The 16,308-nt window shown below is 64.5% G+C and carries 15 protein-coding genes; 12 read left to right on the top strand and 3 right to left on the bottom strand.

Annotated elements, in window-relative coordinates:
• Positions 1-119: 119 nt before the first annotated feature.
• Both E8E75_RS06685 and E8E75_RS06690 read right to left on the bottom strand, forming a co-directional pair.
• The gene (locus tag E8E75_RS06685; protein WP_028630338.1) at positions 120-545 is read right to left on the bottom strand and encodes an organic hydroperoxide resistance protein; all 426 of its coding nucleotides are present in this window, start codon (positions 543-545) and stop codon (positions 120-122) included.
• Between the two features lie 64 nt (positions 546-609).
• Positions 610-750, bottom strand: coding sequence for a hypothetical protein (locus E8E75_RS06690; RefSeq protein ID WP_162945880.1), 141 nt, complete (start codon positions 748-750; stop codon positions 610-612).
• 360 nt (positions 751-1,110) lie between these two features.
• Here E8E75_RS06690 and edd point away from each other — a divergent pair, with 360 nt between their 5' ends.
• The 10 genes from edd (at position 1,111) to E8E75_RS06740 (ending at position 12,946) form a co-directional block, all read left to right on the top strand.
• Positions 1,111-2,937 (top strand): phosphogluconate dehydratase, encoded by a 1,827-nt coding sequence (gene edd / locus E8E75_RS06695; RefSeq protein WP_153918328.1) that lies wholly within the window; start codon positions 1,111-1,113, stop codon positions 2,935-2,937.
• Complete coding sequence (locus E8E75_RS06700) at positions 2,934-3,902, top strand: glucokinase (protein ID WP_280358350.1); 969 nt, start codon at positions 2,934-2,936, stop codon at positions 3,900-3,902. The genes edd and E8E75_RS06700 overlap by 4 nt, the downstream gene beginning before the upstream one ends.
• Positions 3,903-3,983: 81 nt before the next feature.
• Positions 3,984-4,715 carry a response regulator gene (locus tag E8E75_RS06705; protein ID WP_028630341.1) on the top strand — a complete coding sequence of 244 codons (732 nt, stop codon included), beginning with the start codon at positions 3,984-3,986 and terminating at the stop codon, positions 4,713-4,715.
• A gap of 4 nt (positions 4,716-4,719) precedes the next feature.
• Complete coding sequence (locus E8E75_RS06710; protein ID WP_120655087.1) at positions 4,720-6,135, top strand: ATP-binding protein; 1,416 nt, start codon at positions 4,720-4,722, stop codon at positions 6,133-6,135.
• Between the two features lie 166 nt (positions 6,136-6,301).
• Complete coding sequence (locus E8E75_RS06715; protein ID WP_153918331.1) at positions 6,302-7,555, top strand: ABC transporter substrate-binding protein; 1,254 nt, start codon at positions 6,302-6,304, stop codon at positions 7,553-7,555.
• 226 nt (positions 7,556-7,781) lie between these two features.
• A complete protein-coding gene (locus tag E8E75_RS06720) occupies positions 7,782-8,690 on the top strand; it encodes a sugar ABC transporter permease (RefSeq protein WP_120655089.1) in 909 nt (302 codons plus the stop codon).
• Positions 8,683-9,528: a carbohydrate ABC transporter permease gene (locus tag E8E75_RS06725; protein WP_153918333.1), complete on the top strand. Its 846-nt coding sequence runs from the start codon at positions 8,683-8,685 to the stop codon at positions 9,526-9,528. Before E8E75_RS06720 ends, E8E75_RS06725 begins: the two co-directional genes overlap by 8 nt.
• Positions 9,529-9,539: 11 nt before the next feature.
• Entirely contained in the window at positions 9,540-10,688 is a 1,149-nt protein-coding gene (ugpC, locus tag E8E75_RS06730) for a sn-glycerol-3-phosphate ABC transporter ATP-binding protein UgpC (RefSeq protein ID WP_120655090.1), read from the top strand.
• A gap of 179 nt (positions 10,689-10,867) precedes the next feature.
• The gene (locus E8E75_RS06735) at positions 10,868-12,031 is read left to right on the top strand and encodes a carbohydrate porin (protein ID WP_120655379.1); all 1,164 of its coding nucleotides are present in this window, start codon (positions 10,868-10,870) and stop codon (positions 12,029-12,031) included.
• 12 nt (positions 12,032-12,043) lie between these two features.
• Positions 12,044-12,946, top strand: a complete 903-nt coding sequence (locus E8E75_RS06740; protein ID WP_153918335.1) for a D-hexose-6-phosphate mutarotase — start codon at positions 12,044-12,046, stop codon at positions 12,944-12,946.
• Between the two features lie 149 nt (positions 12,947-13,095).
• Here the strand turns inward: E8E75_RS06740 and E8E75_RS06745 are convergent, their stop codons facing one another.
• Positions 13,096-13,956, bottom strand: a complete 861-nt coding sequence (locus E8E75_RS06745; protein ID WP_171016547.1) for a MurR/RpiR family transcriptional regulator — start codon at positions 13,954-13,956, stop codon at positions 13,096-13,098.
• A gap of 182 nt (positions 13,957-14,138) precedes the next feature.
• Between E8E75_RS06745 and zwf the strand changes: the two genes are divergently transcribed.
• Together zwf and pgl are read left to right on the top strand one after the other, a co-directional pair.
• Positions 14,139-15,608, top strand: a complete 1,470-nt coding sequence (gene zwf, locus E8E75_RS06750; protein ID WP_120655092.1) for a glucose-6-phosphate dehydrogenase — start codon at positions 14,139-14,141, stop codon at positions 15,606-15,608.
• Entirely contained in the window at positions 15,595-16,308 is a 714-nt protein-coding gene (gene pgl / locus E8E75_RS06755; protein WP_153918337.1) for a 6-phosphogluconolactonase, read from the top strand. Before zwf ends, pgl begins: the two co-directional genes overlap by 14 nt.

Genomic DNA, 16,308 nt, shown 5'->3' on the forward strand with positions numbered 1-16,308 from the left:
ATGCGCCCCTGCAGTCGAGGTTCTCTGCGGCTTCCTTGCGGGAGCCAAATTGAAATCGCTCCCACACAAAAAAGAACGGGCACCCCTCTCGGGATGCCCGCCCTTGTTCCTTGTGCGACTCAGACCAGGGTCAGGGTCACGTCGATATTGCCGCGAGTGGCGTTGGAGTAAGGGCACACGATGTGCGCCTTGTCCACGATGGCGCGAGCTTCCTCGCGGTCCAGGCCGGGGATGTCGATACGCAACTCCACCTCGATGCCGAAGCCGGTGGGAATGGCGCCGATGCCCACGATGCCTTCGATGGAGGTATCAGCCGGCAGCTTGTGCTTGTCGCGGGCTGCGACGAACTTGAGTGCGCCCAGGAAGCAGGCCGAGTAGCCGGCTGCGAACAACTGCTCGGGGTTGGTGCCTTCGCCGCCGGCGCCGCCCAGCTCACGCGGGGTGGTCAGGCTGACGTCGAGTACGCCGTCGGAGGAGATGGCGCGGCCTTCACGGCCGCCGGTGGCTTCAGCGTAGGCGCGGTAGAGAACGTTTTCGATGCTCATGATGGTTTCCTTTTCAGTCAGGTTTGGATTGCGTGGTGTGCGTGAGTGGTCGGGGTTGTCTGGATCAGCCGTCGTGGTTGATCAGCCATTCCGGGTACTGGGCTCCGCTGCCGTTGCCGCTGCTTTTCTGCTCGCTGCTCCCGGTATCGGCGAAGCTGGCGGAGGAAAGCGCGAGGATGGCGGTGAAGGTGATCAAGGCTTTCATGGTGATTCTCCGATGTAGTTTGTTCGTTAATATTTTGGGCGTTAAGTAATTCGGTGAGGTGAAAATTACTGCTGAGTTATTTTGCGCACAAGATATTTTTTAGAGCATTTCGCTCTAGCGCCCACTCAGAAAAGACATAAGCCTCTGGAATGCGCCATGAGCGGAATAGGTGGCGGAGCGGGGCGGGCGTTATGCTGCGCGACCCGCCCGAGTCGGTGGTCTATATGAATGAGAGTGAGTCTTTCTGGTTTTGTTGTTTTAATAACAAAATATTTTGAATTTACTAGTGAATTTCCAATCGTATTGGCAGTATTGTAGTTTGTATAAAAACAAATCTACCCGCTACCTGGAGTCGAATCCATGCATCCCCGCGTACTTGAGGTAACCGAACGCCTGGTGGAGCGCAGCCGCGCAACCCGCGAGCGCTACCTGGCGATGATTCACAAGGCGGTCAGCGATGGGCCGCAGCGCGGCAAGCTGCAATGTGCCAACTTCGCCCATGGAGTGGCCGGTTGCGGTAGTGGCGACAAGCAGCGCCTGCGCCTGATGGATTCGGCCAACGTGGCCATCGTCACCGCTTACAACGACATGCTCTCGGCGCACCAACCTTACGAGGTCTACCCGGAAAAAATCCGCCAGGCACTGCGCGACATCGGTTCGGTGGGCCAGGTCGCCGGCGGTGTGCCGGCCATGTGCGACGGCGTCACCCAGGGGGAGCCGGGTATGGAGCTGGGTATCGCCAGCCGCGAAGTGATCGCCATGTCCACCGCGGTGGCGCTGTCGCACAACATGTTCGATGCCGCGCTCTTCCTCGGTATCTGCGACAAGATTGTCCCCGGGTTGATGATGGGCGCCCTGCGCTTCGGCCACCTGCCCTCGATCTTCGTGCCCGCCGGACCCATGCCGTCGGGTCTGTCGAACAAGGAAAAGGCCGAAGTGCGCCAGCGTTACGCCGAAGGCAAGGCCAGCCGCGATGAGCTGTTGGAGTCGGAAATGAAGGCTTACCACAGCCCCGGCACCTGCACCTTCTACGGCACCGCCAACACCAATCAGATGCTCATGGAGATCATGGGCTTGCACTTGCCAGGCGCCTCCTTCGTCAACCCGAATACCCCGCTACGCGAGGCGCTGACCGTGGAGACAGCGCGCCAGGTAACGCGCCTGACGAAGCAGTCCGGGCAGTTCCTGCCGCTCGGCGAACTCGTCGATGAACGCGTGCTGGTCAACTCCATCGTCGCCCTGCACGCCACCGGTGGCTCCACCAACCACACTCTGCACATGCCTGCCATTGCCCAGGCGGCGGGCATCCAGCTCACCTGGCAGGACATGGCGGACCTCTCCGAGGTGGTGCCGACCCTGGCTCACGTCTATCCCAACGGCAAGGCCGACATCAACCACTTCCACGCCGCTGGCGGTGTGGCCTTCCTGGTACGCGAGCTGCTCGATGCCGGCCTGCTCCATGAAGACGTCAACACTGTCATGGGGCGCGGCCTGCGCCAGTACACCCAGGAGCCGTTCCTGGAAGACGGCAAGCTGGTGTGGCGCGAAGGTTCGAGCAAGAGTCTGGACGAATCCATCCTGCGCCCGGTTTCGATGCCCTTCTCGCCGGAGGGTGGTCTGCGTGTGATGGTGGGCAATCTTGGCCGTGGCGTGATGAAGGTGTCCGCCGTGGCACCGGAGCACCAGGTGGTCGAGGCCCCGGTGCGGGTCTTCCACGACCAGCAGGCGCTGGCCGATGCCTTCAAGGCCGGTGAACTGGACCGTGACCTGGTGGCGGTGATGCGCTTCCAGGGCCCGCGCAGCAATGGCATGCCCGAACTGCACAAGATGACCCCCTTCCTCGGTGTGCTGCAGGACCGTGGCTTCAAGGTGGCCCTGGTCACCGACGGGCGTATGTCCGGCGCTTCGGGCAAGATTCCCGCCGCCATCCATGTCTGCCCGGAAGCCTTCGACGGCGGGCCGCTGGCCCGGCTGCGCGACGGCGATAGGGTACGTGTGGACGGCAACACCGGCACCCTGGAGGTTCTGGTGGATGCCGCCGAGTTCGCCGCCCGCGCGCCGGCACCCTGGGACCTCGAAGCGAACGTGGGAACGGGGCGCGAACTCTTTGCCTTCATGCGCGAATCCTTCAGCAGTGCCGAGCAGGGCGCCAGTGCCTTCACCCGCAACCTGGAGAGCCTGAAGTGACGTTGGCGCTGGTCGGAGACATTGGCGGTACCAATGCGCGATTCGCCCTCTGGCGAGACGAGGAACTGGAGTCGGTGCGCGTGCTGGCCACCGCCGACTTTGCCGGGCCGGAACAGGCCATCAGTCACTACCTCGCCGGCCTCGGCCTGGCGCTGGGTAGCCTGGGTGCCGTCTGCCTGGCCGTGGCCGGGCCCGTGAGTGGCGAGCACTTCCGCTTCACCAACAATCACTGGCGCCTGAGCCGCTCGGCCTTCTGCCGCACCTTGCAGGTGGAGGAGTTGCTGCTGATCAACGACTTCTCCGCAATGGCCTTGGGCATGACCCGTCTGCGCGAGCACGAAAAGCTGCAGATCTGTCCCGGCGTTGCCGACCCGGACAGTCCGGCGGTGGTGATCGGCCCTGGCACCGGCCTTGGCGTCGGCACCCTGTTGCCGCTGGGCGAAGGGCGCTGGAAGGCGTTGCCGGGGGAGGGCGGACATGTCGACCTGCCGGTGGGCAACCTGCGCGAGGCAACCCTCTGGCAGCAACTGCACGGCCAGCTTGGTCATGTCAGCGCCGAGAACGTGCTCAGCGGCAATGGGTTGCTACAGCTCTATCGCGCGGCCTGTGCCGTGGACGGTCATGCACCGCGCCTGGCTTCACCTGCGGAAGTGAGTGCGGCGGCGCTGGCGGGCGACCCGCTGGCCGAGGACGTGCTGGACCTGTTCTGCGGCTGGCTTGGGCGAGTGGCCGGCAACAATGTGCTGACCCTTGGCGGCCGTGGCGGTGTGTATATAGTCGGCGGCGTGGTGCCGCGCTTCGCTGCCTTCTTCCAGAAGAGCGGCTTCGCCCGCGCCTTCGCCAGCAAGGGCTGCATGAGCGGTTATTTCGAAGGCATCCCCGTGTGGCTGGTGACAGCTGAATACCCCGGCCTGGAAGGCGCCGGAGTCGCCCTGCAGCAGGCGCTATTCCGTAGGATGGGTTGAGCGTAGCGGAACGCCGCCCGGCTCATCCTACCGGCACCTCGTATCACCAGTGTTTGATCAGAACAACAAAGGACGGCCACTGTGAGCCAATCCGGAAAATCCATTCTCCTGGTGGATGACGACCAGGAGATTCGCGAACTGCTGGAAACCTACCTGAGCCGCGCCGGCTTCCAGGTGCGCAGCGTGGCCGATGGCGACGGCTTCCGTCGTGCCATGGGTGAAGAGGCGGCGGACCTGGTGATACTCGACGTGATGCTGCCCGACGAAGACGGCTTCAGCCTGTGTCGTTGGGTACGCGCCCATCAGCGCCTCGCGCAGGTGCCGATCATCATGCTCACTGCCAGCTCCGACGAAGCCGACCGCGTGATCGGCCTTGAGCTGGGCGCCGACGACTACCTGGGCAAGCCCTTCAGCCCACGTGAGCTGCTGGCGCGGATCAAGGCCCTGTTGCGTCGCGTCGGTTTCGGTCAGGAGCGAGCGGTGGTCGAGGTGCTGGCCTTCGATGAATGGCGCCTGGATATGATCAGCCATCGCCTGTTTCACCTGGACGGCGAGGAGGTGATCCTTTCCGGTGCCGACTTTGCCCTGCTGAAGCTCTTCCTCGACCACCCGCAGCAGATCCTCGATCGCGACACCATCGCCAACGCCACCCGTGGCCGTGAGGTGATGCCCCTGGAGCGCATCGTCGACATGGCAGTCAGCCGCCTGCGCCAACGCCTGCGTGACACGGGCAAGGCACCACGGCTGATCCGCACCGTGCGCGGCGCGGGCTACCTGCTGGCGGCGCAGGTGACGCCGCACCACCATGCTTAGGCTGATGCCGCGCTCGCTGCTCGGGCGCATGCTGTTTCTCACCCTGCTGGTGGTGCTGCTGGCGCAGGCGTTATCCAGCGTCATCTGGGTCTCGCAGCTGCGCGCCAGCCAGATGGAGGGCCTGCTGACCAGCGCCCGCAGCTTGGCGCAATCCATGGTCGCCAGCGTCAGCTACATCCGCTCGCTGCCCATCGGCTACCGCCCCATGGTGCTGGATCAGTTGCGCTCAATGGGCGGCACGCGCTTCTTCGTGTCCCTCAACGACAAGCCGCTGGAGATGCGCGTGCTGCCGGAAACCCCGCGCAAGCGCGCGGTGCTCGACGAGGTGGAAACGGTGCTGCGTGAACGGCTGGGCAAGCAGGTGGACCTGTCCCTGCACTTCGTCAATCCGGATGATCTGCGCATCTTCAACAGTGGCTTGAAACTCGACGAACTGCCGCGCTCCTGGGCTCACTACGCGCTGACCCTGGAACCGGTGAATCCGCCCATCCTGGTCACCCAGATCCAGATCGGGCCCAGCGAATGGCTGTACCTCGCATCTTTGATGCCCGAGCCGTACGCCACACTGGAAGACCAGGGCCTGCCCACCCAGCAGCTCTGGTTCATCATCCTCACCAGCTCGTTCCTACTGTTGTTCATCGGCCTGCTGGTTCACTGGCAGAGCCGCCCGCTGAAGCGTCTGGCCAGGGCCGCGCGGGAAATGTCCCTGGGGGCGGAAGTGGAACCCCTGCAGGAAGCCGGTGGCAGCGAAGTGGCCGACGTGAGCCGCGCCTTCAACAGCATGCGCGAACGCATCAGTCGCTACCTCAGCGAACGCAGCCAGTTGTTCAGTGCCATCTCCCACGACCTGCGTACCCCCATCACCCGACTGCGCCTGCGGGTGGAGTTGCTGGAGGACGAGACACTGCAGGCCAAGTTCAGCCGTGACCTGGATGAACTGGAACTGCTGGTGAAGGGCGCGCTGCAGTGCGTGAAGGACACCGACATCCACGAGAACATCGAGCCGGTGGATCTCAATCACCTGCTGCATGGGCTGATCGAGCCCTACCTCGGCTCCGGCCAGGTGACGCTCGAAGGGGAGGCGAGTGCGTCCTATCCCGGCAAGCCCCTGGCCCTGCGTCGCTGCATCGGCAACCTGGTGGACAACGCCTTGAAATACGGTGAGCGCGCGCACCTGCAGATCGAAGACAGCGATGACGCCTTCGTGCTGCATGTCGACGACGAAGGCCCCGGCGTGCCGGAGCAGAAGTTGGAACAGGTGTTCGAGCCGCACTTTCGCCTGGCCGGCCATACGCAGGGCTACGGGCTGGGGCTGGGCATCGCGCGGAATCTGGCGCACAGCCATGGCGGAGAACTGAGCCTGCGCAATCTGCGTGAAGGCGGCTTGCGGGTGACGCTGTGGTTGCCCAGGCAGGCCTGATTTTCTCCCTCTCCCAGAGGGAGAGGGAGTCAGCCCGAGTTTTGTAACCACCCCGTGACCATCCACTATCCCTTTGTTACCCGCGGGCTTGAAGGCCGTGGTTAGACTGCAGGCAAGCGCAAGCACCGACTTGCACAGTCATAAAAACAAGAAGGTATCCCCGTCCATGAATGCCATCTCCCGCCTGGCCGCTGTCGTTTCCCTCGCCTCCCTGTTCCCCCTGTCCGCCCTCGCCGGCGAAGTGGAAGTCCTGCATTGGTGGACGTCCGGTGGCGAGAAGCGTGCCGCCGATACCCTGCAGAAACTCGTCGAAGAGAAAGGCCACACCTGGAAGGATTTCGCCGTTGCCGGTGGTGGTGGCGAGGCTGCCATGACCGTGCTGAAGACCCGCGCCGTCTCCGGCAACCCACCGTCTGCCGCGCAGATCAAGGGGCCGGATATCCAGGAGTGGGGCGAGCTGGGTCTGCTGGCCGAACTGGATGAGGTCTCCAGCGAAGGCAAGTGGGATTCCCTGCTGCCCAAGCAGGTGGCGGACATCATGAAGTACGACGGCCATTACGTGGCCGTGCCGGTCAACGTGCACCGGGTCAACTGGCTGTGGATAAACCCCGAGGTCTTCCAGAAGGCCGGCGCGACGCCGCCCACTACGCTCGACGAATTCTTCGTGGCCGCCGACAAGCTCAAGGCTGCCGGCTTCATCCCGCTCGCCCACGGTGGCCAGCCCTGGCAGGACGGCACGGTGTTCGAGGATCTGGTGTTCAGCATTCTCGGCCCGCAGGGCTACCACAAGGCCTTCGTCCTGCAGGACAAGGCGACCCTCACCAGCGACAAGATGGTGGAAGTCTTCGCCGCCCTGAAGAAGCTGCGCGGCTACGTCGACCCCGACGCCGCCGGTCGTGACTGGAACAGCGCCACCGGCCTGGTCATCAACGGCAAGGCCGGCATGCAGATCATGGGCGACTGGGCCAAGAGCGAGTGGAGCGCCGCCGGCAAGGTGGCGGGCAAGGACTACCAGTGCCTGCCATTCCCCGGCACCCAGGGCAGCTTCGCCTACAACATCGACTCCCTGGCCATGTTCAAGCTCAAGGATGAAGCGAACATCCAGGCGCAGAACGACCTGGCGCGCACGGTGCTCGAGTCGCAGTTCCAGCAGTTCTTCAACCAGAACAAGGGTTCCATCCCTGTTCGCCTCGATCAGGACATGTCGAGCTTCGACGCCTGCGCCCAGCAGTCCATGAAGGACTTCAAGGAAGCGGCGGCCGGCGATGGCTTGCAGCCCAGCCTGGCGCACGGCATGGCCGCCTCCAGCTACGTGCAGGGCGCGGTGTTCGACGTGGTGACCAACTTCTTCAACGACCCCGCCGCCGACCCGAAGAAGGCCGCGCAACAACTGGCCGCCGCGATCGAAGCGGTGCAGTAAGCGCGCACCCGGGCGGGTCTTGCCCCGCCGGATTCCAAGTCTGAATTCAGGCACATGCCCAGGTGTGTGCCTCGGGATCGGTCGCGCCTGAACTACCTGTAGGAGCCAGCTTGCTGGCGATGCGGAGTTGGTCGGCAACCTCAATGCCGGTCGGCTGCCTCTGTTCGCCAGCAAGCTGGCTCCTACGAGGTCCGTGCCACCGCTCTTTCCTTGCGAGGAGTTATCCATGTCTTCAACCGCAGTCTTCGCCAAGGCCTCACCGCTGGACGCGCTGCAACGCTGGCTACCCAGGCTGGTGCTGGCGCCCAGTGTGCTGATCGTGCTGGTCGGGTTCTACGGCTACATCCTCTGGACCTTCCTGCTGTCCTTCACCAACTCGCGCTTCATGCCCAGCTACACGTTCGTCGGGCTGCAGCAGTACGAGCGCCTGCTGGGCAACGACCGCTGGTGGGTAGCGAGCCAGAACCTGCTGGTCTACGGCGGGATGTTCATCGGCATCAGCCTGGTGATCGGCGTGTTCCTGGCGGTACTGCTGGACCAGCGCATCCGCCGCGAGGGCTTCATCCGCACCGTCTACCTCTACCCCATGGCACTGTCGATGATCGTTACGGGCACCGCCTGGAAGTGGTTGCTCAACCCCGGCCTCGGCCTGGACAAGCTGCTGCGCGACTGGGGCTGGGAGGGCTTGCGCCTGGACTGGCTGGTGGACCCTGATCGCGTCGTCTATTGCCTGGTGATCGCTGCCGTGTGGCAGTCCTCGGGCTTCGTCATGGCGCTGTTCCTCGCCGGCCTGCGCGGGGTGGATCAGTCGATCATCCGCGCCGCCCAGGTGGATGGGGCGAGCCTGCCGACCATCTATCTGCGCATCGTCCTGCCGAGCCTGCGTCCGGTGTTCTTCAGCGCGCTGATGATCCTCGCTCACATCGCCATCAAGAGCTTCGACCTGGTGGCGGCGATGACCGCCGGCGGCCCCGGCTATGCGTCCGACCTGCCGGCGATGTTCATGTACGCCCACACCTTCACCCGCGGCCAGATGGGCCTCGGCGCCGCCAGCGCGATGCTCATGCTCGGCGCGGTGCTGGCGATCCTGGTGCCCTACCTGTACTCCGAACTGAGGAACAAGCGCCATGACTAGCCTGGCCGGAAAACCCGCCTTCAGTTTCAGCCGCCTGGCCATCCACGCCACGCTGTTCGTTGCCTGCGCCGTCTACCTGGTGCCGCTGGTGGTGATGCTGCTCACCAGCTTCAAGACGCCGGACGACATCCGCATCGGCAACCTGCTGTCGCTGCCCGACGTCTTCACCCTGGTGGGCTGGGCCAAGGCCTGGGCCAGCGTCGGTGGCTACTTCTGGAACTCGGTGAAGATCACCGTGCCGGCGGTGATCATCTCGACCCTGCTCGGCGCGCTGAACGGCTACGTGCTGTCCATGTGGCGCTTCCGCGGATCGCAGCTGTTCTTCGGGCTGCTGCTGTTCGGCTGCTTCCTGCCGTTCCAGGTGGTGCTGCTGCCGGCGTCGTTCACCCTCGGCCAATTCGGCCTGGCCAACACCACCGGTGGCCTGGTGCTGGTGCATGTGGTCTACGGCCTGGCCTTCACCACGCTGTTCTTCCGCAACTTCTACGTGAGCATCCCGAACGCCCTGGTGAGCGCGGCGCGGCTCGACGGGGCGGGCTTCTTCACCATCTTCGGGCGCATCCTGCTGCCCATGTCGGTGCCGACCATCATGGTCTGCCTGATCTGGCAGTTCACCCAGATCTGGAACGACTTCCTCTTCGGCGTGGTGTTCGCCAGCGGCGACACCCAGCCCATCACCGTGGCCCTGAACAACCTGGTGAATACCAGCACCGGAGCCAAGGAATACAACGTCGACATGGCCGCCGCGATGATCGCCGGCCTGCCCACCCTGCTGGTCTACGTGCTGGCCGGCAAATACTTCCTGCGCGGGCTCACTGCCGGCGCTGTAAAAGGCTAGGAGTCGCACCCATGGCAACCCTCGAACTGCGCAACGTCAACAAGTCCTACGGCAGCGGTCTGGCGGACACCCTGAAGAACATCGAGCTGTCCATCGACTCCGGCGAGTTCCTGATCCTCGTCGGCCCCTCGGGCTGCGGCAAATCCACCCTGATGAACTGCATCGCCGGGCTGGAGAGCATCAGCGGTGGCGCGATCATGGTCGACGGCCAGGACATCAGCGGCATGAGCCCCAAGGATCGGGACATCGCCATGGTGTTCCAGTCCTACGCCCTGTACCCGACCATGAACGTGCGCGAGAACATCGCCTTCGGCCTGAAGATCCGCAAGATGCCGGCGGCCGATATCGACGCCGAGGTAGCGCGCGTGGCCAAGCTGCTGCAGATCGAGCACCTGTTGCAGCGCAAGCCGGGTCAGCTCTCCGGTGGCCAGCAACAGCGCGTGGCCATGGGCCGGGCGCTGGCGCGGCGGCCGAAGATCTATCTGTTCGACGAGCCGCTGTCGAACCTCGACGCCAAGCTGCGGGTGGAGATGCGCACCGAGATCAAGCTGATGCACCAGCGGCTCAATACCACCACCGTCTATGTCACCCATGACCAGATCGAGGCCATGACCCTGGGCGACAAGGTGGCGGTGATGAAGGACGGCATCATCCAGCAGTTCGGCACCCCGCAGCAGATCTACAACGACCCGGCCAACCTCTTCGTCGCCGGCTTCATGGGCTCGCCGCCGATGAACTTCATCCCCCTGCGCCTGCAGCGCCGTGACGGCCGCCTGGTGGGCCTGCTGGACAGCGCCGACGGCCACTGCGAGCTGCCCCTGGGCGACGCCGATGGCGATCTGGAAGGGCGTGAACTGATCCTCGGCGTTCGGCCTGAGCAGATCCTGGTCGGCGCCAGCGACCTGCCCGCCATTCGTGCCGAAGTGCAGGTCCTGGAGCCAACCGGCCCGGACACGCTGGCCTTCGTAGAGATCAACCAGACCAAGGTCTGCTGCCGCCTGGCCCCCGATGCCCCGGTGCGCGTGGGCGACACCCTCGACCTGCAGTTCGCGCCCGACAAGGTGCTGCTGTTCGACGCGCAAAGCGGCGAGCGGCTGCGTGCACCGGGAAAGGCGGCATGCCCTGAGCGCGCCAAGGTGGCACGCCTGAAGGGCATGTAGGAGCGAGCTTGCTCGCGAGGGGCTGGCACGGAGCCGGGTTGTTCGCGAGCAAGCTCGCTCCTACCAGCGCACCGCGTAATCGATCCATCGCAACACAACAATAAAAATCTGGAGTGGACATGAGCACGACGATCAAAGGTTTGTGGGTACTGCCCTGCGCGCTTTTCGCGGTTTCCGGTATGGCGCAGGCGGTGGAGTTCACCGGCTACATGCGCAGCGGCGCCGGCGGTTCCAGCGAGGGCGGCACACAATCCTGCTTCCAGTTGCCGGGGGCGCAATCGAAGTACCGTCTGGGGAACGAATGCGAGCAGTACATCGAACTGGACCTGCGCCAGGACCTGCTCAAACTCGATGACGGTTCGGTGGTCAGCGTCGAAGGCATGGCGCAGCTCTACAACGAATACGGCCATACGCCCGAGTTCACCGGTGATCATGGCTTCGCGCGGATGAACCAGATGTACGCCGAGTGGAGCAACATGCCGGCGCTGGGCGGCGGCTCCTTCTGGGCGGGGCGCCGCTTCTACAAGCGGAACGACATCCACATCTCCGACTTCTACTACTGGAACCAGAGCGCCACCGGCTTCGGCTTCGACGAAGTGGCCATCGGCGACCTCAGGTACAGCTACGTATTCTCGCGCAAGGACAACTACGACCAGGACCCTTACATCAATCGTCATGATTTCAACGTCGCGGGCTTCCAGACCAACCCCGGCGGCGAAGTGGAGCTGGGTGTCAGCTACCTCTCCAAGCCCGACAGCACGGACGCCCACAGTGGCTGGTCGGTGGCGGCCCAGCACAAGCAGAAGGAATTCCTCGGCGGGGTGAACACCTTCGCCCTGCAATACGGGCGTGGTCCGGGCACTGCGCTGGGCTACACCGGCGATCCGACCCTGGACAACGCCAACCAGAGCTGGCGCGTGGTGGAGTTCTTCGACTGGCAGGTGACCCCGCGCTTCGGTGGCCAGTTCGAGGTGATCTACCAGAAGGACAAGCGCCCGGATGGCGGCGACCAGAACTGGCTGTCCGTCGGCGTGCGTCCGAGCTATGCGATCACCGAGCAGTTCAAGCTGGTCACCGAGCTGGGCCGCGACCAGGTTGAAGCCCCGGGCGGCACCCGCAAGCTGACCAAGTTCACGGTCGCGCCCACCTGGTCGCCGGCCGGTCCTGGTTTCTGGGAGCGTCCGGAAATCCGCCTCTACTACACCTATGCCAGTTGGAACGAAGCCGCCCAGCGCGCGGCCAGCGAACTGGCAGCGGGCTCGGCGCTGTCGGATACCGGCGCCTTCGGTGATGCCCTGCACGGTTCCAATTTCGGTGTGCAACTGGAGTACTGGTGGAAATGACCGGGAACGACGATGGCCGCCGGTGAAATCCGCCGTCGCGGGCCGTGCCTGGTGAAGGCGGGAGAGGGTGCTGACCATCCCCTTGCCGGCCTGTTGCGTCCGGCGAATGGGCAACCCTTTCGCTGGACCGAGCACCAGGGGCGCGAGCTGCTGCTCGTTGAGCACCCGCGCTGTTCGGCGGTGTTCAGCCGCCAGGGCGGCCAGTTGCTGCACTTCCAGCCATCCGGCGAACGTCCGTTGCTCTGGTGTGCAGCGCGTTGGCCGCGCATCGGTGCCATTCGTGGCGGCGTGCCGGTCTGCTGGCCTTGGTTCGGTCGTCACCCCATGGAAGGTGGCTGGCCGCACCACGGTTGGGCGAGGCTGTCGGATTGGCGACTTATCCACAAAGAAGCCGACACCGACGGCGTGCGCCTGAACTGGCGTCTCGACCTGCACGACTGGCAGGTGGAGCTGGTGGTCGAGCTGGGCGAGCGTATGAGTCTGCAATTGGTCACCCGTCACCGTGACAGCGAGCCTTGCGTGCTCAGCCACGCGTTGCATGCCTATTGGCGAGTCAGCGATGTGGCGCGGGTCGGGTTGCTGGGGCTGGACGGCGCCGAAGGTCGCGACCTGCTGAGCCGCGAGGCGTGCCGGCAGGAGGGTGAACTACGGGTGATCGACGGCTGCCACACGGTGTTCCAGCGCGGCGGCCGGGTGCGGATTCAGGACGCCGGGTGGCAGCGGCGGTTGTGCATCGAGGGTGGGAGTAATCCTGGCACCGTGGTCTGGCATCCCGGCAGCCGGCCCTTGGCGGAAGTCAGCTGGTCGGAAGGGCTTGGCTTTCTCTCGGTACAGGGAGTGGCCTGTGGTGAGGACAGTGTGGAACTGGCGGCGGGGGAGGAGGCGCGGCTGAGTTTGAAGGCGTGGGTGGGGTGATCGGGGGCGGGCCTGGCCGCTAGAGGTGTAGGGGCGAATTCATTCGTCAAGCAGGCCAAAGGTCTGCCCCCGGCTTCCCTCGGGGCCGCTGCGCGACCCTTGGCGAATGAATTCGCCCCTACAAGGAGGAGTCGGGACGCTTCAATCAATCAGCTCGGCTCCTCATCCGCTGGATAGCGGCTGGCGTTGAGGCTTTCCTTGATCTTGCGCAGGTGTGGCTGGAAGTCGACGCCGCGGCGCAGGGTCATGCCGGTGGCGAGCACGTCCAGCACGGTGAGCTGGATGATGCGCGAGGTCATTGGCATGTAGATGTCGGTGTCTTCCGGCAGGGGAATGTCCAGGCTCAGGGTGCTGGCCTTGGCCAGCGGCGAGTTGGCTGCCGTGAGACCGAGTACCGATGCGCCATTCTGCCGTGCCAGGCGTGCCGCCTCCACCAGCTCACGGGTGCGGCCGGTGTAGGAAATGATCACGAAGAGGTCGCCGGTATGCGCCACCGACGCCAGCATCCGTTGCATCAACACGTCGGAGTGGGCCGACACCGCGAGGTTGAAGCGGAAGAACTTGTGCTGGGCGTCCAAGGCCACCGAGGCCGAGGCGCCCAGGCCGAAGAAGTGGATCTGCCGGGCCTGGATCATCAGGTCCACCGCGCGGCTGATCAGTTGTGGGTCGAGGCTCTGCAGGGCGCTGTCCAGGGAGGCAATGGCACTGCCGAAGATCTTCCGCGTGTAGGCCTCGGGGCCATCGTCGGCGGACACCGCCTGGCTCACGTAAGCGGCACCGCTGGCCAGGCTCTGGGCCAGTTGCATCTTGAGTTCGGGGTAGCCGTTGACGCCGAAGGAGCGGCAGAAGCGGTTCACCGTCGGTTCGCTGACCTGCGCGGCCTGGGCCAGTGCGGCAATGCTGTAGCGGGTGGCCTGCTGCGGGTCGCGCAGGATGACTTCGGCGACCTTGCGCTCGGCCTTGTTGAGTTCGTCGAGGCGGTTCTGGATCTGCTCCAGCAGGTTGTGCACGCGGTCCATTGGGATTCCTGGGAAGGGGCCTGCAATCGGTGGCCTATCGTACTGAGCGCATCCAGGCTGAGCCACCGCAATCTCGCATGTTGAGAAATGTAGTTTTATTACAACATTTTGTCTTGCTGTAACGCTTAACTGGGTGTATTCATAAGCTTATGTTTGATAGAAGAACAAATATTATGACCTCGCAACCTGTCGAACCCTGCACCCTGGCCCTCTTCGGCGGCCTGGGTGATCTGGCACTGCGCAAACTGTTTCCTGCGCTCTATCAACTGGACCGCGCCGGCCTGCTGCCGGCCGATACGCGCATCCTCGCCCTGGGGCGCGAGAACGGCGAACCCGCCTCGCATATCGCCGCCATTGGCGATCACCTGCGCCGCTACGTGCCGGCTATCGAAGTGGAGGAGGGCGCGGTACAGCGCTTCCTGGCGCGACTCGATTACCTGACCATGGACTTCCTCGACGCCAGCGCCTATCCGGCCCTGGCCGACAAGCTGGGGCCGGTTGCCCGGCTGATCGCCTACTTCGCCACGCCGGCCGCCGTGTACGGCGCCATCTGCGCGGGCCTTGCCGTCACGGGACTGGCCGAGCGCACCCGCGTCGTGCTGGAGAAGCCCATCGGCCACGACCTGGAATCCTCCCGTGCGGTGAATGACGCCGTGGCGGCGCACTTCCCGGAGAACCGCACCTACCGGATCGACCATTACCTGGGCAAGGAGACGGTGCAGAACCTGATTGCCCTGCGTTTTGCCAATAGCCTGTTCGAGACCCAGTGGAACCAGCACCACATCTCCCATGTGGAAATCACCGTGGCCGAGCAAGTGGGCATCGAAGGTCGCTGGGGCTACTTCGACCAGGCCGGCCAGCTGCGCGACATGATCCAGAACCACCTGCTGCAACTGCTCTGCCTGATCGCCATGGACCCGCCCAGCGACCTCTCCGCAGACAGCATCCGCGACGAGAAGGTGAAAGTGCTGAAAGCCCTGGCGCCCATCGCCCAGCAGCAGCTTGGCCAGCAAGTGGTACGCGGCCAGTACGTGACCGGCAACATCCTCGGCAAGACGGTGCCCGGCTACCTCGAAGAGGAGAACGCCAACACCCACAGCGACACCGAGACCTTCGTTGCCCTGCGTGCCGAAATCCGCAACTGGCGCTGGTCCGGCGTGCCCTTCTACCTGCGTACCGGCAAGCGCATGCCGCAGAAGCTTTCGCAGATCGTCATACACTTCAAGGAACCGCCGCACTACATCTTCGCCCCCGAGCAGCGGCCGCTGATCAGCAACCGTCTGATCATCCGCCTGCAGCCGGACGAAGGCATTTCCCTGCAGGTGATGACCAAGGACCAGGGCCTGGACAAGGGCATGCAGCTGCGCAGCGACCCGTTGCAGCTGAGTTTCTCCAACACCTACCGCAGCGCGCGGATTCCAGATGCCTACGAGCGGTTGCTGCTGGAAGTGATGAAGGGCAACCAGAACCTCTTCGTGCGCAAGGATGAAATCGAGTACGCCTGGAAGTGGTGCGACCAGCTGATCGCCGGATGGCGCCAGCAGGGCGACGCACCCAAGCCCTACGCGGCGGGAACCTGGGGGCCGGTGGCCTCCATCGCATTGATCACCCGTGATGGCAGGAGCTGGTATGGCGATCTGTAATCTCGACCTGCCGACGCAGGTCACCGGGCTCAGCCTCGGCAGCCCTGAACAACTGGCCGGTGAACTGGCCATCACCGTGGCCAATGCCCTGCGCGTGGCCATCGAATCCCGCAATGCGGCCGTGCTGGTGGTATCCGGTGGACGCAGCCCGGTGGCCTTCTTCGAGCGGCTCTGCGCGCAGACGCTGGACTGGTCGAAGGTGACCGTCAGCCTGGCCGACGAGCGTTTCGTGCCAGTCAGCCACCCCGACAGCAACGAAGGCTTGGTGCGCCGCCATTTGCTGCAGGGCGCGGCCTCCAACGCACGCTTCGTCGGTCTCTACCACAGTTCGCAGGGTCTGGAAGAGTCAGCCCGCCTGGCCGATGCGGCCTTGGCCCGGCTGGGCGTCATCGACGTGCTGGTGCTGGGCATGGGCGAGGACGGCCACACCGCGTCGCTGTTCCCGTCCAGCCCGAATCTGGAGCAGGCGCTGAATGCCGACTGCGCGCAACGCTGCCTGCCGATGCAGGCGCCCAGCGTACCGCGCCAGCGCCTGACCCTGACGCTGCCGTTGCTGGCCAGCGCACACCTGACCCTCCTGGCCGTACAAGGCCAGGCCAAGCTGGCCACCCTGGCCGACGCGCTGGCGGGTGATGACGTGGCGGCCATGCCGATCCGCGCTTTCCTCCGCCGTCCCCTGGAAATCCACTGGTGCCCCTGA

Origin of the sequence: Pseudomonas sp. BN606, assembly GCF_029873115.1 — a bacterium.
Classification (GTDB): domain Bacteria; phylum Pseudomonadota; class Gammaproteobacteria; order Pseudomonadales; family Pseudomonadaceae; genus Metapseudomonas.